Raw genomic sequence first — 21,171 nt, 5'->3', positions numbered from 1 at the left:
GCATCAGCCCCCAGCAGCACTCGCAGCGTGCGCTGCGGCAGACAGCCTCACTCGTGGGTCCCGACGAGCATCGCGAGCCAGGTCTGTGGGCCGACCACACCGTCCACCGGTACCAGCTGGAAAGACTGGGCGATCTCGACCGCCTGCTGGGTCAGGGGCCCGAAGACCCCGTCGACCTCGACACCCCCCAGCAGCACCTGCGCGGCTCGGACGACATCTCCGGAGCTTCCCGGTCCCACCGTCTCGATCAAGGCCGGCCAGTCGAGCTGGCCGACCACCCTCCCGATGTACAGCGCCCGCAGCGTCTGCTGAAACACCCTGGTGGCTTCACCGGTCAGCGGCCCGTAGATCCCGTCCACCTCCAGGCCGGCCCCGGCCGCGTTCAGGAGATGCTGCACACACGCAGCGCGAGTGCGGGCGTATGGCGAGGGCCCGACGAGGGGCCAGAGCGCGACCCCGGGTCGCAGCGCCTGGGCGAACGACCAGGTCTGCCGTCCGACGACCCCGTCGCGAGTGAGCCCGTACAGCCCCTGCAGGAACTCGACATAGCTCTCCGTCTCGGAGTCGAACACTCCGTCGACCGTCAGGGGTGGCGCCGCGACCGAGGCGGGGGGAACCGACTGCACCGCGCGCACGACATCCCCGGTGTCGCCGCGCCGGACCGTGCGAACGAGGTGGATCCAGGTCGGCGGGTCGATGGCTCCGGTCACCGGGAGGCCTTCCGCGCTCTGGCGGTCACTGACGGCGGCGCTGGTCTGGGGGCCGAAGATGCCGTCAGCGACGATGCCGGCGCCAGCGGCGTTGAGCAGGTGCTGGGCGGCACGGACCACGCCCTCGGAGGGGTCGCCGGCCGCCAGGTCCATCCATGGTTCGACGTTCATCACTGTCTCCTCGCTATCGGCTCACCCGGGTGGGTGGGCTGATCAGACAGAGCACCTGCGGCGCTCGGTGATACAGCGCGCCGCGATGCGACCGGTGCGCACGGCATACCCTGCACGGTGTGACGGGAGCAAGGACATGAGGGTCGTGGTAGCGCTCGGCGGCAACGCCCTGTTGCAGCGGGGGCAGGTTCCGGATGCACACAGCCAGCTGCAGAACATCCAGGCGGCTGCGCGCGCCCTGGCACCGCTGGTGGACGAGCACCAGGTCGTGATCACCCACGGCAACGGGCCGCAGGTGGGTGTGCTGGCGATGGAGAGCGCCGCCGACCCCCGGTTGACCAAGTCCTACCCGTTCGATGCGCTCGGGGCGATGACGCAGGGGCTGATCGGCTACTGGATCCTGCAGTCCATGGGCAACCAGCGGCCCTACCGCCAGTTCGCCTCCATCATCAACCAGACCTTGGTCGACGCAGCCGACCCGGCCTTCGCTGACCCGACCAAGTTCGTCGGCGAGGTCTACCCCGAGGCCGAGGCCAAGGCGATGGCGGCCAAGAACGGCTGGCAGGTCAAGGCCGACGGTGAGCACTGGCGCCGGGTCGTCCCCTCGCCGAAGCCGCAGGAGGTCATCGAGACCCAGCTCATCGACCATCTCCTCGACGAGAGCATCATCGTCGTCTGCGCGGGAGGCGGCGGAGTCCCGGTGATGCGCACGCAGACCGGCGACCTCCTCGGGGTCGAAGCGGTGATCGACAAGGACCTCTCTGCCGCGCTGCTGGCCAGCCGCCTGCAGGCCGACCGGTTGCTGGTGCTGACCGACGTGCCGCACGTCGTCGCCCACTACGGCACCGAGGCGGCCCGCCCGATCCGGCACACGACACCGGCCGAGATGAGGGCCCTCGACCTCCCCGCAGGGTCGATGCGGCCCAAGGTCGAGGCGGTGTGCCGGTTCGTCGAGCACGGGGGCAAGGGCAAGGCTGCCGCGATCGGGACCCTGGACGCCGCGGTCGACCTGCTCCGCGGCGAAGCCGGGACCTACGTCACGGCCGAGCTCTCCTAGCCCTCGGACGGCGGCCAGCCGCCGACCGCCGTCGTCCACTCCTGCACCTGGACCGACTCGAGGAGTCCCTGCTGCTGGAACGGGTCCTCGCGCAGCAGCTCACGGACCTCCTCCTCCCCGCTGGCGCGGAGCACGAGCACCGCCACGGGCGGCTCCGCATCGGGCAGGGGACCGGCCACCAGGAGGGCGCCGTCAGCGGCCAGGTCGCGCAGGAACTCCCGGTGCACCGGCCGGTGCTCGTCCCGCAGCCCCGCGTCGCCGCTGTAGGTGTACGTCACCAGGTAGGTCGTCATCAGGGCATCCTGTCAGCCGGGGCGCGGCGGGCGTGGTCCAGCGCGGCGCGCAGATCGCGCCACAGATCCTCCCCGTTCTCGATGCCGACCGACAGGCGCAGCAACGTGTCGGGCACCGTGTGGACCTCCGCCTCGTGTCGTCGGCGCCGCTCGATCTGGGACTCCACCCCACCCAGACTGGTCGAGGGCAACCACAGGCGGGTGGAGGCACAGACCAGCTCAGCGGTGGGCACGTCGTGGGCGATCTCGATGCTCACGACCGCGCCCCATCCCGGGTAGCGCACGCGGGCAACCGCCGGGTGGTCGCCCAGCCGTGAGGCCAGCATCTGAGCCGTGGCCTCGCTGCGATCGACCCGCAGGGCCAACGTGCGCAGCCCGCGTAAGGCCAGCCACACCTCCATCGGCCCCGGGATCGCGCCGCGGGAGGTGCGGTGGGACGCCAGCCGTTCCCGGTCCGCCCGACCCCGGGCGGTGTGCGGGGTGACCACCGCACCGAGCAGCACGTCGGAGTGTCCGGACAGGTACTTCGTCGCCGAGTGGACCACCATGTCGGCCCCCGTCTCCAGCGGCCGCTGACGCAGCGGCGTGGCAAAGGTGTTGTCCACCGCGACGATCGCCCCGGCCGCGTGTGCCGCCTCGGCGACGGCGGCCAGGTCGGCGACCTCCAGCATCGGGTTGGTCGGGGACTCCGCCAGGACCAGGTCGACTGCAGGTCCAGCGGTGAGGCCATGGCGTACGTCCTCGGTGTCCGCGATATCGACGCGTCGCACCCGTAGCGCTCCAGTGGCGGCCATCTCGTCGAGCAGGCTCGTCGTCCCGCTGTAGGCGCGGTGTGGTGCGAGCACCACCCCGCCGTACGGGACCTGACCCAGCACGGCCGAGATCGCCCCCATCCCGGAGGCGAACGCGAGCGCGTGCCCACCTTCGAGGGTTCCCACGGCCTCCTCGAAGGCCGTCCAGGTGGGGTTGCCGACGCGGGCGTAGGCGAGACGGTCTACGTCGTCGGCGTCGGCGACGTAGGTCGAGGTGAAGGTCACCGGAGCATTCACCGGGGCGCCGGGCTCCCGCGGGGGGCGGCCCGCCGCCACCGTCTCGGTCTCCAGCGACCACCGGTCGCCGTCTGCGGTCGTCACTGTCCGTCCTCTTCCCCGTCGGACTCGCTCCGCCGCTCCCGGTAGGCGGCCGCGGCCATGCGGTTGCTGCACGCGGTGCTGCAGTAGCGCCGCGAACGGTTCCGGGAGAGGTCGACGAAGATGCACTCACACCCGTCCGCCTCGCAGGTCTTCAACCGCTGCGTCTCACCCATGCGGATGACATCGACCATGGCCATCGAGGCTTCCACCGCCATCCGGGTGGCCAGTGGCTGGTCGTGGGTGGTGGCGTGCAGGTGCCAGTCGAAACCGTCGTGCCGCACGACCTGAGGCAGCGCGTCCGCCTCACGCAGAAGGCTGTTGATGCCCGCGACCTGCTCTTCGACCTCAGCTAGCCACAAGGACCGCAACGTCGGTCGCAGCGAGCGCACGTCGCGCAGCTCGGCCGCGGTGCGTGCGTGGCGCCCTTTCCACCCGCACTCCTCGTAGAAGGTGTCCAGCTCTCTCACTGTGGTCAGCGAGTCGGGCTCGATGGCCGTGTTGGCCAGCGCCGCCGCGGCGATCAACGCCTCCTCGGTGTCATGAGCGAAAACCATTTTGACTCCTGACGGTACGAGGTCATATCGTCATGAGTGTAACGCGTATGACCGATGACGGGTTGATCTGTCATCGCGTCCCCCGGCCCTACCGCATCCTGAAGGAGGCACGACGATGACCGCTGTCCACACGATCTCGCCCCAGCGAGGCCTGGTCCTGGCGCTGGTGTCGGCAGCCGCCTTCGGCAGCTCGGGCGCCCTGGGCAAGTCACTGCTCGAGACCGGATGGAGCCCCGTGGCCGCAGTCGCCGGACGGGCAGCCATCGGAGCGCTGGTTCTGCTCGCTCCCGCCGTCGTGGTGATGCGTGGACGCTGGGAGAGCCTCCGCCGGAGCTGGCCCACGATGGTCCTCTTCGGTGCGCTCGGTGTCGGTGTCGCTCAAGGGGCCTTCTACCAGGCTGTTCAGCACATCGACGTCGGCGTGGCGATCATGCTGGAGTATCTGGGCATCCTGCTGGTGGTGCTGTGGCTGTGGGGCGTGCACGGGCAACGACCGCGCACGCTGACGGTCGTCGGCATGGCCCTCGCCGTCGTCGGCCTGGCGCTGGTGCTCAACGTCTTCGGTGCGACCGCGATCAGCTCGATGGGCCTGTTCTGGGGCCTGCTGGCCGCAGTCGGTCTGGCTTCCTACTTCGTGCTCGGCAGCGACGACACGCACGGGACTCCCCCGCTCGCCATCGCGACAGGTGGGCTCGTCTTCGGCGCGGTCAGCCTGGCAGCAGCCGGGGCGCTGGGCTGGGCCGAGTGGTCGTGGTCCACCGCACCGGTGGTGCTCGCCGGAACGACGATGCCCTTCTGGGTGAGCCTGGTCAGCGTGGGAGTGGGAGCGGCCGCCGTGGCCTACGGGATCGGCGTCGTCGCCACGCGACAGCTGGGTTCGAAGATGGCCTCGTTCGTGGGCCTCACCGAGGTGCTCTTCTCCGTGCTGTTCGCCTGGCTGTTGCTCGGCCAGCTGCCCGGGCTCATCCAGCTGCTCGGCGGGGCGGTCATCCTGGCCGGTGTCGTCGCCGTCAAGCTCGACGAGGAACCAGACGGACAGACACCGCCGGCGAGTGCGTTCGCCGGTCGCCGCGAGTCCACCCGGCTCGGCGGCCAGGAATATCCCGACCGCGGTGCGGCCTTGCCTCGTCAGTGAGTCTGCGCGAGTCCCCGGCCCGAGGTGAGCCCTCCGGGCTGTCATCACCAGCATCGACGGCTCCGTCCTCCGCGGGGCGCGAGCCGTCGATGCTGTCGCGTCTGCTGCTGTTCGGCGCCTTGGTGGCCATCGGGCCGCTGACCATCGACATGTACCTCGCGGCCTTCCCCACGGTGGTCGAGGAGTTGGGGACCACGGAGGCGGTCGTTCAGCTCACGCTGACCGCCACCCTGGTCGGGTTGGCGACCGGACAGCTGACGATCGGGGCCGTCTCGGACGCGGTCGGACGCCGGATCCCTCTGCTCACGGCGCTGAGCGTGTACGTGGTCACCTCCATCGCCATCGCGGTCACCGCGAGCGTGGAGACCCTGCTCCTCCTGCGGTTCCTCCAGGGGTTCACCGCTGCCTCCGGGATGGTGCTGGCCCAGGCCATGGTGCGGGACCTGTACAGCGGCTCCGCCATGGCCACCTTCATCTCGCGGCTCTTCCTCATCGTCGGGGTGGCTCCCATCATCGCGCCCACACTCGGCGCCCAGTTCCTGCACTTCTGGCCGTGGCGCAGCATCTTCTGGGGACTGGCCGCCTTCGGGGTCGTCCTGCTCGCGGTGACCGTCCTACGCGCGCAGGAGACCCTGCCGCCCGCTCGGCGGTCAGCGGCGGGGCCGCGTCCGGCGCTGGCCTCGTACCGGGTGCTGTTGACCGACCGCCGGTACGTCGGGCTGGTGCTGACGGCGTGTACGGCGATGGGGTCGTTGTTCGCCTACATCTCGAGCGCGACGTTCATCTTCCAAGACCTGTACGGCATGAGCGTGCAGCAGTACGCGATCGTGTTCGCCGCCGGTGCCGGTGCCCTGACGATAGCGAGCCAGGTCAACGGCTCGCTGGTCAAGCGGGTGCACCCGGCCCGGATCGTCATGGTGGCTCTGCCGGCGGCGGTCGTGATCACCACCTCGCTTCTCATCACCTCGCTCCTGGGCCTCGGCGTGTGGCCGGTGGTCGTGGGAGTCGTGCTGGTGATGGGCACCGTAGGCTTCGTCATGCCCAACTGCCCGGTGATCGCGCTGAACGACCACGGCAGGCGCGCCGGGTCGGCGGCGGCCGTGCTCGGCGCCAGCAACTTCACCTTCGGCGCGCTCATCTCCCCCATCTCCGGCGCGTTCGACACCACCAACGCGGTGCCCATGGCGGCGATCATGGTGGGGTGCAGCGTGGCTTCGCTGGCCTTCTACTTCCTCCTCGCACGTCCGCGGGAGATCATCGCCACCATGGCGTGGGAGACCCAGGGCTGAGCGAGGTCGTGGGGGTCAGTCACCCTTGGGCATGATGATCCACATCACGATGTAGGCGACGAACTGGGGGCCGGGCAGCAGACACGACAGCACCGTGAGGATGCGCACCAGGGTGGGGCTCAGGCCGAACCTGTAGGCCAGGCCCGCGCAGACGCCGGCGATGATCCGGTTGGAGCGAGGGCGGTACAGCGTCGTAGATCTCATACAGTGCACGCTATGCCCCACGGGGGCGACGGACCACCGGGGAGGACCCTGACTGCCCCCTGAGCGCTCGGCTCGTGCCGAGGCTGCGCAGCTCAACCGAGCCTGCGCCGGGTGGGCCGCACCACGCTGGGCGCCGCCTCCGCGTGGTCGGCCGGGGCTGCGGCAAGGCGGGCACCCAACCGGCCCGTCCAGATGCTGGCCGTGGCGCCGTGCACGTAGACGCTGACCAACACGGTCCAGGTCGCCACATCGACGATGAGAGCGGCCTCGGGGCCGTCGACCTCCTGAGCGACGAGGAGGGCGAAGAGGATCGTGGCCAGGCCGCGTGGCCCGAACCAGCCGAGGAAGAGGCGCGTCTGGACGAGCAGACCCGACCCGAGCAGCGCCAGGAGCGCAGGAAGGACACGGACGAAGGTGAGGCTGAGCACGGCGTACCCCATCACCGGCCAGCTCAGTGATGACAGCGCCGGTGGGATCAGCACCGCCCCGAACACCACGAACGTCACCGCACTCAGCAGGTCTCCTTCGTCCTCGGTGAAGTCCGACGCCTCCACATGCTGGGCGCCGGCGGCCACGCTGAACACCATCCCGGCCAGGAAAGCGGCCACGAACCCGTTGCCTTCGAGCAGCTCTGCGCTGGCGTACGCCGCTGCGGCGAGCGACAGGGTGGCCAGCTGTCGGCTGACCCCTTCGGCCCTTCCGGCCCGGGCCGCCCGTCGCAGGAGCCTGCCTCCGACCAGACCCACCAGGAGGCCGCATGAGACCCCCACCACAATCTGCTGCGCAGCGAAGGAGAACCAGTCGCTCGGCGCGGCGGGGTTGTCCTCGCTGGCCGCCAAGGCGATGGCCACCGCCACGACCGGGACCATGAGGCCGTCGTTCAGGCCGCTCTCCACGTTCAGGCTCTGCCGCACTCGCACGGGCAACCGCTGGTCGCTGACCACTGCCTGTCCGAGCGCGGCGTCGGTCGGGGTCAGCACCGCGGCGAGCAGGAACGCACCGGACCAGGAGATCTCGGGCAGCAGCCACGCCGCGGTCACCGTGCCTGCGAGCAGGGTGAGGGGCAGCCCGAGACCCAGCAGGCGCGCCGGGATGGCGATGTCGTGGCGTAGGGAGGGCACGTTCATCCGAGCGGCGTCGGTGAACAGCACCAGCACGAGCGTGGCCTCCACCACGATCGAGATGGCCTCGCTGTCGGCCTGGAGACCGAACCAACCCGTGCCGGCTGCGCCGAACAGCAAGCCCACCGTCGTGTACACCATCGGGGCGGTCACCACCGACGCGGACAGCGGAGCGGAGACCAGCGCGTAGGCGAACACCACCGTCGCGATGAGCAGCACCTCGGTCATCGCGCCTGCCCGTCACGGTCTCCGCCGGCTCCATCGGCACCGGACAGCCTGCTCATCTGGCCAGCCTGCCACGGTCGATCCCGCCGCTGTCCGCGCACGTGCACCCAGGAGCCGTGGCGCGCGGGGCGCTGAGCTCCCCTCGACGGCGAGGAAGGCGGCTTGAGAAGTGGCCCTCAGCTCACGATGTCCTTGCGGGAGAAGTGTCGGTACGCGAGGGCAACGAACACCGTGGCCCACAGCAGGGCCCACAGCACCCCCGGCAACAGCGCCCCGTAGTCCGCCTCGGGCGAGAACAGGCCCACCCATTCGAACGCGTAGTGGTTGGGCAACCCGCGGCGCCAGTCTCCCAACGCGTCCAGTGCGTCCAGGATCGAAGAGACAATGGAGGCGAGCACCGCGACTCCGACCGCGCCGAGGGGCGCGTCGGTGCGCACTCCCATCCAGAAGGCGATGGCCGCGAACGGCAGGAGGCCGACGAAGATATAGGCGGAGGCCACCGCCAGGCGGCCCAGCATCGTCGGCCAGTCGAGGGTGCCCCCCACCGGAAGGGTGAGCGAGTCCCACCCGTAGAACAGGCCACCCACGAGCAGGACCCAGAGCAGCAGCGTGAGCATGGCGACCACCGTCGCGCCCAGCCCCACCAGCAACGTGCTCGTGAGCAGCCGCGCACGGGAGACCGGAGCGATGAGCAGGTAGCGCAACGACGCCCACGAGGCCTCCGAGGGCACGGGGTCACCGACGAACAGCGCGGCCACGATCAGCAACAGCAGCGGGGCCGTGACGAAGAGCATGAAGATGGCGAAGTTCGCCGACCCGAGCGTCGCGAGGTCGGAGAAGCGCTGGCCCTCCCCGTCGCCGTCGCCGAGGGCGTAGGCGCCGACGACGACGAGCGGCAGCACCAACAGGACCGCGAACGTCCACCTGGTGCGCAGCCTGGTCAGCTGTCGCCGCGCCTCCACGCGCACCGACAGCGCGGTGCCGCTCATCGGGGCCGCACCGCGTTGAGCGCCGAACCAGGCGCGGCGCCGGCGATCGTGCTCAGGAACACCTCTTCGAGGTTGCGACCCTCGGCCACCCCGACCTCCTTCACCGACCCCGCGGCCAGCACCTCTCCGGCGTGCATGACGACCACGTGGGAGCACGTCATCTCCACCTCGGCGAGTAGGTGGCTGGACACGACGACGGTGCGCCCCTCGGCGGCATAGTCCTGCAGGATGGGCCTCATCGCCGCGATCTGCGGCGGGTCGAGACCGTTCGTCGGCTCGTCCAGGATCAGCACCTCGGGCAGGCCGAGCATCGCCTGGGCGATGCCCAGACGCTGGCGCATGCCGTGGCTGTAGGACTTCACCGGGCGCTCGACCGCATCACCGAGCGCCGCGATCTCCAGCGCCTCCGCCAGACGAGCCTCGCCCGCGGGGCGACCGGTGGCCGCCCAGTACGCCAGGAGGTTGTCGCGCCCCGACAGGTGCGGCAGGAAGCCCGGGCCCTCGACGAGCGCGCCCACTCGCTGCAGCACCGGAGCCCCTGCGCTGACCCGCTGCCCCAGGACATGCACCGTGCCTGCGTCCTGGGTGATCAGGCCCATCACCATCCGCAGCGTCGTCGTCTTGCCGGCACCGTTGGGACCCAGGAGCCCGACCACCTGCCCGCGTTCGGCCCGCCAGGAGACGTCGTTCACCGCGCGGTGACCGTCCGGGTACGCCTTCGTGAGCCCGCTGACCACGAGGGGGACGTCGCGCCACTGCGGCGCCTCGGGGTGGGGCCGCCGACGAGCCCGCAGACCGGCCACCGCGACGACGAGCAGGAGCACGCCGAGCGCCGAGGCGACACCCACGACCTCGGTATCCACGCCGCTGGCGGTGCTGACTTCGGTCCCTTCGGCGACGGGCAGGGTCAAGGCCGGCTCAGCGAGGGCGATCTGGTCGACCCGCGTCGCCGGGTCGACCCGGAACGAGCCGTCCGTGGCGCTGACCAGCACACGCCAGGTCGATCCGGCCGACATCTGCCAGGTACCGCCCGGAAGGGTGAGATCGACCCGCTGCGGCTCGCCGGGGCTGAGCGGCACCTCGACCGGGGCGACCAGGCGACGCGGCAGCACCGGGCCACCTGGCTGCACCTCCCACAGCGAGACGAACAGGCTGCTCTGTGATGCCGAGGAGGTGACCTGCAGGCTGATCTCCGGCGCGCCGACCACCAGGGTGGCTTCCTCCACCGGCTCGGTGTCCACGGCCACGTGCTGCCCGGGCAGGGCGGCGAGCTGATAGGTCGACACGGCGGCCAGTGCTCCACCCACGCCAGGCACGATGGTCAGCGACTCCGGAACCGCCCCGGGCGGGCTGACCAGAGCAGGGACGGCAGGCTCGCGTAGCGGCACCGATGTCGCTTCCCCGCGCACGCCGCCCAGACCGGGATAGGCGTCCAGGGTGTACGCCGGCGCGGCTTCATCACCGCGCGGGGGTGGCGCACGGTAGGTGAATGCGGGTAGGGGAAGGCTGCCCTGACCCAGACTGTCCCGCCCGGCCAAGGTCCCCCGCAGCCAGGTCAGCGTGTCTTGGAACTGCTCCTCCTCGATGTTGCTGCCCTCTTCGCTGGCGAGCGTCGAGCCGTCGTTGCCGGGCGGGCCACCCTCGTCCTGCTGTGCGGTGGCGACCGAGGTCTGACCGTCGTGGCCGCCGTTGAACCAGTCGACGGCCACCGGAGCCCCCGCTTCCAGCAGAGCGCGCGCGGTGGCGTCGGCCTGGTCGAGGCCGAAGAGGCTGTCCGACATGCCCTGCATGAGATAGGTCGGCGCCGTGACGTCAGCCAGCGTTGGCGCGGGGCTGTGCTCACGCAACCGCTCGCGCAGGACGGCGTTGGCGTCACCTCCATCGTCCCCACTGTCCCCAGACTCCATGGCGGCACGGAACTGCGCGCACAGCTCGGGGTCGAAGCGGCCGCACACCTGCCCGGCTGCACCCGGGTCGACGCCTTCGCCGAGGGCAGCGGTGAAGAACGTCGAGGCCCACAGCTTCTTGAACGGCCCAGGGTCGCCGACCCCGGCAGCGGCCTGCGGGTAGAAGGCGCGGCCAAGGTCGTTCCAGGTGATCGAGGCGACGACAGAGTCGACCCGGGAGTCAGCACCCGCCGTCATCAGCGCCATGGCGCCGCCGTAGCTGCCGCCGACCACCGCGACCCGGGGATCGCCGGCGGCGTCCTGGCGCACCTGGTCATCGTCGGCCAGCTCGTCGATCAACACCTGCGCGTCGGCGATCTCGTAGTCAGGGTCGTTGAGGTGGACCCGCCCGCCGGAGTCGCCGAAACCTCGAGCCGAGTAGGCCAGCACCACGAAGCCCTCACCGGCGAGGCGCTGTGCCCGGTCGGCCACGTCGTCCTTGCTGCCCCCGAACCCGTGACCCAGGACGACGGCGGGCGCCGACCCCGTCTCGTCGGGGCGGTAGAGGTCGACGTCGAGCTGCACCGAGGAGCCGTCCGGCTCGTCGCCGACCGGCACCCGCATGCTTTCGATCTCCGTGCGCTCGGCGGCAGCCAGCGCGGGCCACGGGAGCACCAGAGGCGCTACGGCGATACCTGCCACCGCGACCGCGACCGCCACGGCGACAGCGAGGCGTGCGCGGGCCGTACGCGCAGCGGCACCGAGGCGGGAAGAGGCCATGCGACGAGCGGATCCTTCGCGGTAGAGGGGATGCGGATGCTGGTTCACAACGCGGCACGCCCGCGTCGTCGTTCCCGTCATCCCACCACGGCCATCCGGCCCGCTTCGCGTCGGGTCAGGCGGACAGGCGGTCCTCGCCGTTCAGATGGGACCGCAGCGCCCGGATCGCGGCCGGCACCCCCACGCGGCCGAACCCCAGGCGAAAGCGGTCCAGGGGAGTGGGCGCGAGTCGGCTCTGGTACACCGACGCCGGCAGCATCATCACCCCGGCTTCCTCGACCGATCGCCGCACGAACGTCTCGACACCGTCCGTGCCGAGATAGCGCGGGAAGCTGACCGACCCTCCCCGCGGGGACTCGAACGCGACCAGGTCACCGAACTCGGCGAAGAAGTCGGCGGCGAGCTCGACGTTGCTCGCGATCAGCCCCCGCACCCGTTCGTGGATCTGGTCGGCGTGACGCAAGGCGAGCGTGGCGAGATACTCGCTGGGCCCGGGGTTGCAGATGCTCGTGTAGTGCTTACGGCCCTCCAGCCGGGCCAGCAGCGCCGTGTCCTGGCTCGCCACCCAACCCACGCGCACTCCGGGCAGCCCGAACGACTTGGACATCACGTTGATGCTCACCCCTAGTGGGCTCAGGTCAGCCACCTGCGGCAAGGTGTCGGCCGGGTCGATCTCGACCCCTCGGTAGACCTCGTCGCTGACCAGGTAGATCCCCCGCTCCTCGCACATCGCGGCCAGCGTGCGGAACGTCGCCTCACCGGGCAGGTATCCGGTGGGGTTGTTCGGGAAGTTGACCGCTACCACGCGCGTGTCGGGGCGCAGCATGTCCTCCAGGCGGTCCAGGTCCAGCTCCCAACGCAGGTCTGCGCCGGAGCCGCGCCACAGTGGCAGGCCCGTCACCTCGGCCGGGCTCGACAGGGGCAGTGACTCCATGGACTGGTAGTTGGGTACGGTGACCACCGCGTGTCCGCCGCCGCGCAGCAGCTCGGCCAGCGTCCAGAACAAGCCCTCCTGCGCTCCGGCGAAGGTGAGGACGCCGCCGGCGCCGACCTGGCCGTAGGTGGCGGCGATCTCCGAGCGCAGCGACGGCGAACCGGCGCTGGACCGGTAACCCAGGTCGACCTCGGCGAGCGCCTCGAGCGGCTCCCCGGCGAGGGCGAGCAGTTCGCCCACGGTCATGGTCTCAGCCTCCGAGGCGGTGAACGAGTGGGTCATCGACCCCTGCCACCGTGAGAAGTACGCCTCCAGCTCGAAGTCGGGAAGGTCGGCGATCACGACTGTTCGTGCATCTCGTCGGTCGCCCGAGCGGCGAAGGACTGCAGCTCCTCCGCCTCCTGGTCGCTGGCCGGCTCCTCGCTGCCCATCTTGCCCCCGGCTGGTGCCTGCACGAGCGTCCCCTCGCTGTTGTCCGGCCCGGGGTGGCTCGCCTGCCCACCGACGGGGTCGGACCCGCCCTGCCCGGTGGCCGCCGTCACCTCCGAGGCGGGGTCGCTCTCGACGCGCCAGTCGTCGACCCCCGTGGCGGTGCTGGAGCTCTCCTCACGCGTGCGACCGGCCTGCTCCGGCGGCTGTTCCCCACCCTCGGCGCTCGGCTCCTCGGCCGGACGTGCCCCATTCGTCCTGGGGAAACTGTGACCCACTCCCTGCCCTTGCGGCGATCAGCCCGCGCAGAGCCGGTGTGCGCCACCCCACTCGGCGGGGTCGCGGGTGCCCAGCGTCGGCCGCGACGCCACCGGGAAGCATCGCCGAGCTCGGTCGGGGTCACATGCCCAGCATCGCGTCGAGCACCCACACGCAGACCAGCCCGACCACCATCGTGATGCCGGCCGAGCGCCACCGCCAGGCGACCAGACCGGCGATGACGCCGCCGATCCACCAGCTCCACTGCACGACCAGCCCTTGGTCGCCGACGAAGAGCTGGTCGGCGATGATCGCCGCGAGCACGGCGGGCGCGATCAGGCCCAGGGTCGCCTCGGTGCGGGCGGAGGGCGCGCCCAGCCGGGCGGACAGCCCGATGAAGGACAGACGCAGCAGGTAGGTCCCGACGCCCGCGATGATGATCTGGAGCAAGGGACTCATGGCATGGCCTCCGCGGAGCGGCTGCGACCCAGCGCCAGTCGACCCGAGGCGATCCCGGCCAGCGCGGCCACGGTGATGTTGACACCGTTGGGCAACCCGGCTGCAGCCACGCTCACGACCGCGGCCGTCACCGCCGCGAGGACCGTCGGGCGGTTGGACAAGGACGGGACGAGCAAGGCCAGGAACATGGCCGGGACCGCGAATCCGATGTTGGTCTCCTCCGGGATCGAGCCACCCGCGAGGACACCCAGTACCGAACCGACCCACCAGAACCCGGCAATGAGCAAGGCGGCCGCGGTGTAGAAGACGCGCCGCTCCCGCGGGTCGCGGCGGTGCTCGAACTCGCTGATCGAGACGACCGCGGCCTGGTCGGTGAGCAAGTAGGGCAGTGTCCACCGCCACCTGCGGTCGAAGGCGGAGAAGGCGGGGGCGAGTGCGGCGCTGTACAGGGCCATCCTGGTGTTGATGACCAGAGCGGTGCCGATGACCACGGGCCATGCCGCTCCGGCGTGGAGCAGCTCGACCATGCTGATCTGCGCTGCGCCTGCCAGGATCAGCCAGGAGCCGGCCAACCCCACCCACGGCGAGATCGAGCTGTCCACCACGACCACGCCGTAGACGAGGCCGAAGGGCAGGGCGCTGACCGCGAGCGGCAGGGCGGTGCGCAGACCCCGCCGCGCCGGCTCGGACATGCTCACTGCGCGGGGTCGACGGCGCCCAGCTCGAGCGCGGTGTCGCGCCGGTGCACGGCGACGGAGCAGGCCAGTAGGAGCAGGCCACCGAGGGCGAGCGCCGCGCCGACGACGCTCGGAGCGCGGTAGCCGTACCCCGCGGCGATGACCGATCCGCCGAGGAACGCGCCCGTGGCGTTGGCGAAGTTCAGCGACGCGTGGTTCATCGCGGCGCCCAGGTTGCGCGCCGCCCCGGCGACGCTCATCAGCCGCATCTGCAGCCCGATGACCCACGCGCCGGTGACCACAGACACCGCGAACACCGTGAGCATGGCGGGCACGGTCCACTGGGCGGTCACCGAGAACGCCAGCAGCAGCAGGGTCATGATCGCACCGTTGATGGCCAGAGACCGCAGCACCGACCAGTCCGCGAGCACGCCGCCGAGCCAGGTGCCGACGATCGAGCCGAGACCGAAGGCGAGCAGGAACACCGGCACCCAGCTCTCCGGCCGACCGGTGACCTCGGTGACCGTCGGGGCGATGTAGGAGTACATCGCGAACATCCCGCCGAAACCGACGGCACCGACACCGATCGTCAGCCATACCTGGGCGCTGCGGAAGGCCTGCAGCTCACGGTGCCAGTTCTGCTCGGGGTCGGCGTCGGTGCGCGGCACCCAGCGGCGCACCAGCACGACCGTCAGCACCCCGACGCCGGCCACGACCCAGTACGCGGTGCGCCAGCCGTAGAGCTGGCCGAGCCAGGTCACCGCCGGGACGCCGACGATGTTCGCCAGCGGGATGCCGAGCATGATCCGCCCGACAGCCCGACCGCTGCGGCCCGTGGGGGCCAGGCTCACCGCGACCAGCGAGGCCATGCCGAAGAAGGCGCCGTGGGGGACGCCGGAGACGAACCGGGCCAGCATCAACGTCTCGTAGTTCGGCGCCATCGCGGCGAGGGCGTTGCCGACGGCGAAGGCCGACATCAGGCCGAGCAACATGGCCCGGCGCGGCGCCTTCGCGCCCAGGATGGACAGCAACGGCGCGCCGAGGACCACGCCCAGGGCGTACGCGGAGATGGTGTGTCCCGCGGTCGGGATGTCGACGCCGATGCCGCGGGCGATCTGCGGCAGCAGGCCCATGGTGACGAACTCGGTCACGCCGATGCCGAAGCCGCCGACGACCAGTGCGATGCTGGCCAGGCGGATCGTCGTCGCGTCCGCGCTCTCGGCAGCGAGCGTCGGGGGGCGGGACACAGGGGTGGTCATGGGTGTTTCATCGTCATAGGGCCTCAGAGTCTTCCCCATGAGAGGAGCGGATCGGTGATCACCGACCTCAACCGCCCCTGGTGGGTCCTCATCTCGGCCAGCACCGTGCTCGGACTCGTGGTGCTCGACGAGACCGTGGTCGGCGTCGCCCTTCCGACGATGCGCTCCGACCTCGGCATGTCCACCCTGGCCAGCCACTGGGTCGTGAACGCCTACCTGCTCACCTTCAGCTGCTTCCTGGCCACGGGAGGCAGGCTTGGTGACCTGCTCGGCAGGCGCAGCGTTTTTCCCGCCGGCGCCTGCCTCTTCGCGCTGGGATCTCTGGTGGCCGGTGCCGCACCGACCGGCGGGTGGCTCGTCGCGGGCCGCGCACTGCAGGGCGTGGGGGCTGCGGTGACCTTCCCGGCGTCGATGGCCATCGTGTCCTCCGCCTTCCCGCCGGAGCGCCGCGGCTTCGCCTTCGGCGTCCAGTCCACCATCGCGGCCTGCTTCATGGCTGCGGGGCCCTTGGTGGGCGGGGTGTTCTCCGAGCTGGTCTCCTGGCGGTGGATCTTCTTCGTCAACCTGCCGGTAGTGGCCATCACGGCGGGCATCCTCCTGCTGCTCCTTCCCCCGGAGGCGCCGGGACCGGGCGGCACCCGCCTGCGCGCGCTGCCACGGTTCGACTACCCCGGCCTGCTTGCCCTGACGATCGGCCTGACCGGCATCACCGTCGCCCTCATGGAAGCCACCGACTGGGGGTGGGGCTCGGTGCGGGTCCTCGGCTCCCTGATGGGAGGCAGCGTGCTGCTCGCGGTTTTCGTGATGACAGAGCTCCGTCGCTCCGACCCCCTGATCGAGCTCGACCTGCTGTCGATCCCCCCGTTCGCCGGGGGCAATGTGGTCTTCGCGATGTTCCAGTTCGAGAAGATGATCGTCTTCGTCTTCATGGCGCTGTACCTGCAGCACGTCGCGGGGATGGGGCCCATCGAGGCGGGCCTGGTCCTCAGCGTCGCCATCCTGCCCACGCTGGCCACCTCTCGGCTCGCCGGCAGGGTCCGCGACGCCGGACGCGCCCGGGCACCGGTCACCCTGGCGCTCATCCTCACGGCCACGACGCTGGTGCTCATCGGGGTGGCCACGGTGCTGCGCAGCCAGGTGCTCATCGTCACCGTGCTCATCGCCTGGGGCGCCGTGATGCCGTTCATCGCGGTGACGACCCGGCCCATGGTGATGGGCGCCGTGTCGGCCGACAAGCAAGGCCAGGCCAGTGGCCTGAACCTCAGCATCCAGATGCTGGGCGGGACCCTCGCCATCGCCGTGTGCACGCCCTTGTTCGTGTTCACCGGCACCTACTGGCCGGTGTTCGTCCTCACCGGAGGTCTGACCTTGGCGACGGCGCTCGTCTCCTGGCGCACGATGGAGCGGCCGACACTGCGAGGCGTCTCGGCGTAACCGCGCCGGCCAGCGAGACTGTGCCCATGTCTTCTCTCCTCGACCGGGCCCGCTCGATGGCAGGTGAGCTGCAGGCGCTGCGGCGTGACCTGCACCGGATCCCCGAGGTAGGCCTGGACCTGCCGAAGACCCAGGCGCGCGTGCTGGCCGAGCTCGAGGGTCTTGACCTGGAGGTGGCTACCGGCGCCGCGTTGTCCTCGGTGGTCGCGGTGCTGCGCGGGCAGGGCGGGTCCTCCGACCCACCTGGGCCCGTGGTGCTGCTGCGTGGCGACATGGACGCCCTGCCGGTTGCCGAGGAGGTCGACCTCCCCTACGCCTCCCAGCGACCCGGAGCGATGCACGCCTGCGGCCACGACCTGCACACCACTGCACTGATCGGCGCGGCCCGCCTGCTGCACGCCCACCGCGACGAGCTGGCCGGCGACGTCGTGTTCATGTTCCAGCCCGGCGAGGAGGGGCCCGGCGGCGCGGAGCCGATGCTCGCCGAGGGGGTGCTGGACGCGGCGGGGCGCCCGGTCGACGGGGCGTACGCGCTGCACGTGTTCTCGTCACGGCTGGAGCGGGGGCAGTGGTCGGCCAGGCCGGGACGCTTGATGGCCGCGGTCGACACCATCACGATCACCGTGACCGGCCGCGGCGGCCACGGGTCCACGCCTCATCGTGCAGCCGACCCGGTGCCGGTCGCCTGCGAGATCGTGCTGGCCCTGCAGACCATGGTGACCCGCACGTTCGACGCCTTCGAGTCGGTCGTGCTGACGGTAGGCCGAGTCACCGCCGGGACGAAGGAGAACATCATCCCGGACACCGCCGAGCTGGCGGCCACCTTGCGGACGTTCTCTCCTGAGGTGCGCCAGGTCGCCTGCGCCGCGGTCGAGCGCGTCGCCGCCGGAGTCAGCGCCGCTCACGGGATGACCGCCGCGGTCGCCTACAGCGAGGGCTATCCGGCGACCGTCAACGACGAGGCCGAGTACGAGCTCGGCCGTCAGGTCTGCGTCGACCTCTTCGGTGAGGAGCGCTACGAGGAGGCGGAGGTGCCGTTGATGGGCTCGGAGGACATGTCGTACGTGCTGCAGCAGGTGCCCGGCGCCTTCTTCTGGCTGGGCGCTCACGCCACCGGCGACGTCGCCGACGCGCAGGACAACCACTCCTCGCGGGCGGCGTTCGACGACTCGGTGCTCCCGGATGCCGCCGCCTGGCTCGCCAGCGTCGCCCTCCGTCGCGCGCAACAGGAGTAGTCCCGGGCCAGCGTCGCCCTCCGCCGCTGCGACCATCCAGGGTCCCTCGCGGCAGCTGCCACGACGCGAGGCCCGGTGGGGGGACACCTCGCCGCAGAGTTCACCTGTCGGTGACCGCGAGCCGCTCGATGGTCTGCATGATCTGGGCTCCGTCCGTGTCCGGATCCTGGGCACGGGGATAGCCGTTCACGATGCGCACCGGTGTCCAGCGGGCCTCGTTCACACCGCTGACCTCGAGGGTCAGGTGGAGCACGGCGCTGGCTGTCTCTGGGGTCCCGTCCGGGTAGTCGAAGACGAAGTTGCCGAGACTCCACGCCACGAAGGAGCGATCCGCGTACCCGTGGGCCTGCAGGCGATGCGGATGCGCTCCGACAACGGCGGTGGCCCCCGCTCGCAGAGCGGCCCGGCCCAGCGCCTGCTGCTCGGGGCTCAAGGTCTCGGTCTTCTCCCAGCCACTGTGCAGCAGCACGATGACCTGGTCTGCTCGTGCGCTGGCCGCGGTCACATCCTCAGCGACCCGGTCCGGCTCACCCCAGGCCACCCCCGGTGAGTCGGGGCCAGCGGTCCACGACCTGCTGTCGAAGCCCGAACGCTCTACCGGCATGTTCAGGTAGGCCAAGAAGGCGATGCGCTGGCCCCCCACCTCGATCGTGGTCGGGGCATGAGCCTGGCGACTGTTCTCCCCGACCCCTACGTGAGCGATCCCGGCCTGGTCCAGGATGTCGGTCGTGCTACGGAGGGCCGTGGGCCCGTAGTCCAGGATGTGGTTGTTGGCCAGAGACACCAGGTCGAAGCCTCCATCGGTCAGCACCTCGACCGTCTCAGGGTCGGACAGGAAGGTGAACCGTTTCGGCGCTCTGGTGCCGGTGGTGCCCAAGGGGGTCTCGAGGTTGCCCACCGTGAGGTCGGCCTCACGCAGCACGCCTCGCACGCTCTTCAGGACCGCCCTCGGGCCGTCCCGGTCGATGCGCGCCCCGACGTTGCGGTCCAGCATGATGTCGCCGACGAAGGCGATCTCCACGGGTTCGGGGTCGGGTTCAGGTTCCGGGTCAGGTTCGGGTTCGGGTTCGGGTTCGGGGCCGGTCTTCGGGGCGAGGTCCGGGCCCTTCGAGGTGGAGGACGGAGCCGTCGATCGCTCGGGGGGCCAGTGTGCCGCGGTTTCGCCGGCTGCGCTGGGCCCGGACTGGGCCGATTCGGCACTCGGGGTCGGCATGGATGTTCGGCCGGTCGAGAAGGCAGTGCACCCCGCGGCCACCACCGTCATCACCACCAAAGATGTCGTCAATGGTGATCGCACCAACGGCCGGATTGCCATATGAACAGAAGCCTAAAGCCTTGCCCGGATTCTTACGGCTTGGTATGCGCCTTTTTGCGCCGCGATTGAAGAACCGCCACACCTTTCGGCGTACTCGTACTCAGTCCTCTCATTGGTGCGCCCAGTCGAGTGGCTCGAGCCACACCGTCCGTTCTGCTCTCATACCCGAGCGGTGTGGGGTCGGGGCACGGCAGCGCCGGGCGACCTACGCCGTGTGGGCACGCACAGGCCGAGCTGCCGGCGTGTAGTCAGGAGCGGGACTGCTCGTAACGCGCCAACGCCTCGGAACGCGCCTCTTTGTGGTCCACGACCCGCTCCGGATAGCCGTGCTCGTAGCCGTCGTCGGCTTTCCACGGCTCGTGCACCGACTTGCCGCTCAGATGACGTAGCTCGGGCACATAACGGCGCACGTAGTCACCGCTCGGGTCGAACCGCTGCCCCTGCGTGGTGGGGTTGAAGATGCGAAAGTACGGGGCGGCGTCCGTGCCTGTCCCCGCCACCCACTGCCAACCGTGGTTGTTCGAGGCGATGTCACCGTCGCGAAGGTGCCGCAGGAAGTGCCGTGCTCCGTGCGGCCACCACACGTGCAGGTGCTTGCACAGGAAGCTCGCGGTGACCATCCGCACCCGGTTGTGCATCCACCCCTCGGCCAGCAGCTGGCGCATCCCCGCGTCCACGAACGGGTAACCGGTCCTCCCCTCACGCCAGGCCTGCACCATCTGCGCCACCTGGTCGTCGGTGTCCGGGTCGTCATAGACCATCGCCGACAGCTGGGGCTTGAGGTCCTGCCACGCGGAGCTGGGGTTGTGCCAGAGCACGTCGGCGTAGAACTCGCGCCAGGCGATCTCGGTGGCGAACCCGTACACCCCCTTGCCGCGGCGTCCCTTGAGGTCCGCCAGCAGGGTCCTCGGATGGATCGTGCCGTACTTCAGCTGCACCGACAGCTGGCTCGTTCCGTCGTGGTCGGGCCGGTCCCGCTCGTCGTCGTACTCACCGACACCTCCGTCGAGAAAGTCGTGCCAGCGCTCCAGGGCCGCCTGCTCCCCCACCGCCGGCAGCTCCACCCCGTCGACGAGCTCCGGCTTTCCCGGCATCGGCTCGGAGGAGACCTGCCGGTGCCAGCGCACGTCGGACGGTGGCTGGGCCGGGTCGGGCCAGCCGTGGTCGCGCCAGGCGTTCGAGAACGGCGTGAACACCTTGTAGGGCTCCCCTGAGCCGTTGAAGATCGTGCCCGGTCCCACCGCGTAGGCCGATCCGGTCGCCACCAGGGGCACCTGACCCAGGGCGTCGCTGACCTGCTCGTCGCGACGGCGGCCGTAGGGCGTCGACTCGGCGGAGATGTGCACCGACTGCGCACCCGACTCCTGCACCAACGTCGGGAGCACCTCGGCCGGCTTGCCGCGGCGCAGCACGATCGCCCCCTCGTAGGCCTGCTGTGCCTCCTCCAGCGCCGACAGCAGGCAGTGGGTGCGCACGTCCGACTGTTCGAGCAGATCGGGGTCGAGCACGAACACCGGGAGCACTCTTCCCCCGTCAGCGGCCTTCCAGGCCGCCGTCAGAGCCGGCAGGTCGTGCAGACGCAGGTCGCGCCGCAGCCACAGCATCGCGGTAGGCATGCGGCCAG

20 protein-coding genes are annotated in these 21,171 nt (G+C 70.6%); 5 read left to right on the top strand and 15 right to left on the bottom strand.

From position 1 onward, the window contains the following. Nucleotides 1-47: 47 nt before the first annotated feature. The gene (locus VJ976_RS04165) at nt 48-881 is read right to left on the bottom strand and encodes a peptidoglycan-binding protein (RefSeq protein ID WP_324098853.1); all 834 of its coding nucleotides are present in this window, start codon (nt 879-881) and stop codon (nt 48-50) included. 136 nt (nt 882-1,017) lie between these two features. Between VJ976_RS04165 and VJ976_RS04160 the strand changes: the two genes are divergently transcribed. Further along, entirely contained in the window at nt 1,018-1,938 is a 921-nt protein-coding gene (locus VJ976_RS04160; protein ID WP_324098852.1) for a carbamate kinase, read from the top strand. Here VJ976_RS04160 and VJ976_RS04155 read toward each other — a convergent pair. Genes VJ976_RS04155 through VJ976_RS04145 form a run of 3 tightly spaced genes read right to left on the bottom strand, consistent with a single transcriptional unit; the run spans nt 1,935 to nt 3,918 of the window. After that, on the bottom strand, nt 1,935-2,231 hold the full coding sequence (locus VJ976_RS04155) for a YciI family protein (protein ID WP_324098851.1): 297 nt from the start codon (nt 2,229-2,231) through the stop codon (nt 1,935-1,937). The genes VJ976_RS04160 and VJ976_RS04155 overlap by 4 nt on opposite strands. Further along, the gene (locus tag VJ976_RS04150; protein WP_324098850.1) at nt 2,231-3,364 is read right to left on the bottom strand and encodes a PLP-dependent aspartate aminotransferase family protein; all 1,134 of its coding nucleotides are present in this window, start codon (nt 3,362-3,364) and stop codon (nt 2,231-2,233) included. The genes VJ976_RS04155 and VJ976_RS04150 overlap by 1 nt, the downstream gene beginning before the upstream one ends. After that, nucleotides 3,361-3,918, bottom strand: a complete 558-nt coding sequence (locus VJ976_RS04145; RefSeq protein WP_324098849.1) for a CGNR zinc finger domain-containing protein — start codon at nt 3,916-3,918, stop codon at nt 3,361-3,363. The genes VJ976_RS04150 and VJ976_RS04145 overlap by 4 nt, the downstream gene beginning before the upstream one ends. Before the next feature lie 115 nt (nt 3,919-4,033). On the opposite strand from VJ976_RS04145, the gene VJ976_RS04140 reads away from it, so the two are divergent. Further along, nucleotides 4,034-5,053, top strand: a complete 1,020-nt coding sequence (locus VJ976_RS04140) for a DMT family transporter (RefSeq protein ID WP_324098848.1) — start codon at nt 4,034-4,036, stop codon at nt 5,051-5,053. 89 nt (nt 5,054-5,142) lie between these two features. Further along, complete coding sequence (locus VJ976_RS04135) at nt 5,143-6,342, top strand: multidrug effflux MFS transporter (protein WP_324098847.1); 1,200 nt, start codon at nt 5,143-5,145, stop codon at nt 6,340-6,342. Nucleotides 6,343-6,357: 15 nt separating this feature from the next. On the opposite strand, the gene VJ976_RS04130 is transcribed toward VJ976_RS04135, so the two are convergent. The 9 genes from VJ976_RS04130 to VJ976_RS04090 all read right to left on the bottom strand — a co-directional run bounded on the left by VJ976_RS04130 (nt 6,358) and on the right by VJ976_RS04090 (nt 15,563). Beyond that, nucleotides 6,358-6,546, bottom strand: a complete 189-nt coding sequence (locus VJ976_RS04130; protein ID WP_324098846.1) for a PspC domain-containing protein — start codon at nt 6,544-6,546, stop codon at nt 6,358-6,360. A gap of 92 nt (nt 6,547-6,638) precedes the next feature. Next, nucleotides 6,639-7,895: a cation:proton antiporter gene (locus VJ976_RS04125; RefSeq protein WP_324098845.1), complete on the bottom strand. Its 1,257-nt coding sequence runs from the start codon at nt 7,893-7,895 to the stop codon at nt 6,639-6,641. Nucleotides 7,896-8,068: 173 nt separating this feature from the next. Then, nucleotides 8,069-8,881 carry an ABC transporter permease gene (locus tag VJ976_RS04120; RefSeq protein WP_324098844.1) on the bottom strand — a complete coding sequence of 271 codons (813 nt, stop codon included), beginning with the start codon at nt 8,879-8,881 and terminating at the stop codon, nt 8,069-8,071. After that, complete coding sequence (locus VJ976_RS04115; RefSeq protein ID WP_324098843.1) at nt 8,878-11,547, bottom strand: alpha/beta fold hydrolase; 2,670 nt, start codon at nt 11,545-11,547, stop codon at nt 8,878-8,880. Before VJ976_RS04115 ends, VJ976_RS04120 begins: the two co-directional genes overlap by 4 nt. Nucleotides 11,548-11,662: 115 nt before the next feature. Next, entirely contained in the window at nt 11,663-12,823 is a 1,161-nt protein-coding gene (locus VJ976_RS04110; protein ID WP_324098842.1) for an aminotransferase class I/II-fold pyridoxal phosphate-dependent enzyme, read from the bottom strand. Next, a complete protein-coding gene (locus VJ976_RS04105; RefSeq protein ID WP_324098841.1) occupies nt 12,820-13,188 on the bottom strand; it encodes a hypothetical protein in 369 nt (122 codons plus the stop codon). Before VJ976_RS04105 ends, VJ976_RS04110 begins: the two co-directional genes overlap by 4 nt. 121 nt (nt 13,189-13,309) lie before the next feature. Beyond that, nucleotides 13,310-13,627 carry an AzlD domain-containing protein gene (locus VJ976_RS04100; protein WP_324098840.1) on the bottom strand — a complete coding sequence of 106 codons (318 nt, stop codon included), beginning with the start codon at nt 13,625-13,627 and terminating at the stop codon, nt 13,310-13,312. Further along, nucleotides 13,624-14,319, bottom strand: coding sequence for an AzlC family ABC transporter permease (locus VJ976_RS04095; RefSeq protein ID WP_324098839.1), 696 nt, complete (start codon nt 14,317-14,319; stop codon nt 13,624-13,626). Before VJ976_RS04095 ends, VJ976_RS04100 begins: the two co-directional genes overlap by 4 nt. Before the next feature lie 2 nt (nt 14,320-14,321). After that, a complete protein-coding gene (locus VJ976_RS04090; RefSeq protein ID WP_324098838.1) occupies nt 14,322-15,563 on the bottom strand; it encodes an MFS transporter in 1,242 nt (413 codons plus the stop codon). Between the two features lie 54 nt (nt 15,564-15,617). Between VJ976_RS04090 and VJ976_RS04085 the strand changes: the two genes are divergently transcribed. Together VJ976_RS04085 and VJ976_RS04080 are read left to right on the top strand one after the other, a co-directional pair. Beyond that, complete coding sequence (locus tag VJ976_RS04085) at nt 15,618-16,997, top strand: MFS transporter (RefSeq protein ID WP_324098837.1); 1,380 nt, start codon at nt 15,618-15,620, stop codon at nt 16,995-16,997. A 26-nt stretch (nt 16,998-17,023) separates the two neighbouring features. Beyond that, nucleotides 17,024-18,232 (top strand): M20 family metallopeptidase, encoded by a 1,209-nt coding sequence (locus VJ976_RS04080; RefSeq protein ID WP_324098836.1) that lies wholly within the window; start codon nt 17,024-17,026, stop codon nt 18,230-18,232. A gap of 100 nt (nt 18,233-18,332) precedes the next feature. Here the strand turns inward: VJ976_RS04080 and VJ976_RS04075 are convergent, their stop codons facing one another. Next, nucleotides 18,333-19,253, bottom strand: coding sequence for a CapA family protein (locus VJ976_RS04075; protein ID WP_324098835.1), 921 nt, complete (start codon nt 19,251-19,253; stop codon nt 18,333-18,335). Nucleotides 19,254-19,795: 542 nt separating this feature from the next. Beyond that, nucleotides 19,796-21,163: a deoxyribodipyrimidine photo-lyase gene (locus VJ976_RS04070; RefSeq protein ID WP_324098834.1), complete on the bottom strand. Its 1,368-nt coding sequence runs from the start codon at nt 21,161-21,163 to the stop codon at nt 19,796-19,798. Nucleotides 21,164-21,171: the final 8 nt, after the last annotated feature.

Source organism: Ornithinimicrobium sp. (genome assembly GCF_035267225.1).
Lineage (GTDB): Bacteria > Actinomycetota > Actinomycetes > Actinomycetales > Dermatophilaceae > Ornithinicoccus.
This window is presented reverse-complemented; position numbering and strand designations above follow the sequence as displayed.

Bases quoted from the DNA above. Each gene is read 5' to 3' on its own strand.
- VJ976_RS04120 (WP_324098844.1), bottom strand. From the start codon at position 8,881: ATGAGCGGCACCGCGCTGTCGGTGCGCGTGGAGGCGCGGCGACAGCTG.
- VJ976_RS04115 (WP_324098843.1), bottom strand. From the start codon at position 11,547: ATGGCCTCTTCCCGCCTCGGTGCCGCTGCGCGTACGGCCCGCGCACGC.
- VJ976_RS04130 (WP_324098846.1), bottom strand. From the start codon at position 6,546: ATGAGATCTACGACGCTGTACCGCCCTCGCTCCAACCGGATCATCGCC.
- VJ976_RS04070 (WP_324098834.1), bottom strand. From the start codon at position 21,163: ATGCCTACCGCGATGCTGTGGCTGCGGCGCGACCTGCGTCTGCACGAC.
- VJ976_RS04090 (WP_324098838.1), bottom strand. From the start codon at position 15,563: ATGACCACCCCTGTGTCCCGCCCCCCGACGCTCGCTGCCGAGAGCGCG.
- VJ976_RS04165 (WP_324098853.1), bottom strand. From the start codon at position 881: ATGAACGTCGAACCATGGATGGACCTGGCGGCCGGCGACCCCTCCGAG.
- VJ976_RS04135 (WP_324098847.1), top strand. From the start codon at position 5,143: ATGCTGTCGCGTCTGCTGCTGTTCGGCGCCTTGGTGGCCATCGGGCCG.
- VJ976_RS04100 (WP_324098840.1), bottom strand. From the start codon at position 13,627: ATGAGTCCCTTGCTCCAGATCATCATCGCGGGCGTCGGGACCTACCTG.
- VJ976_RS04080 (WP_324098836.1), top strand. From the start codon at position 17,024: ATGTCTTCTCTCCTCGACCGGGCCCGCTCGATGGCAGGTGAGCTGCAG.
- VJ976_RS04160 (WP_324098852.1), top strand. From the start codon at position 1,018: ATGAGGGTCGTGGTAGCGCTCGGCGGCAACGCCCTGTTGCAGCGGGGG.
- VJ976_RS04125 (WP_324098845.1), bottom strand. From the start codon at position 7,895: ATGACCGAGGTGCTGCTCATCGCGACGGTGGTGTTCGCCTACGCGCTG.
- VJ976_RS04155 (WP_324098851.1), bottom strand. From the start codon at position 2,231: ATGACGACCTACCTGGTGACGTACACCTACAGCGGCGACGCGGGGCTG.
- VJ976_RS04095 (WP_324098839.1), bottom strand. From the start codon at position 14,319: ATGTCCGAGCCGGCGCGGCGGGGTCTGCGCACCGCCCTGCCGCTCGCG.
- VJ976_RS04145 (WP_324098849.1), bottom strand. From the start codon at position 3,918: ATGGTTTTCGCTCATGACACCGAGGAGGCGTTGATCGCCGCGGCGGCG.
- VJ976_RS04140 (WP_324098848.1), top strand. From the start codon at position 4,034: ATGACCGCTGTCCACACGATCTCGCCCCAGCGAGGCCTGGTCCTGGCG.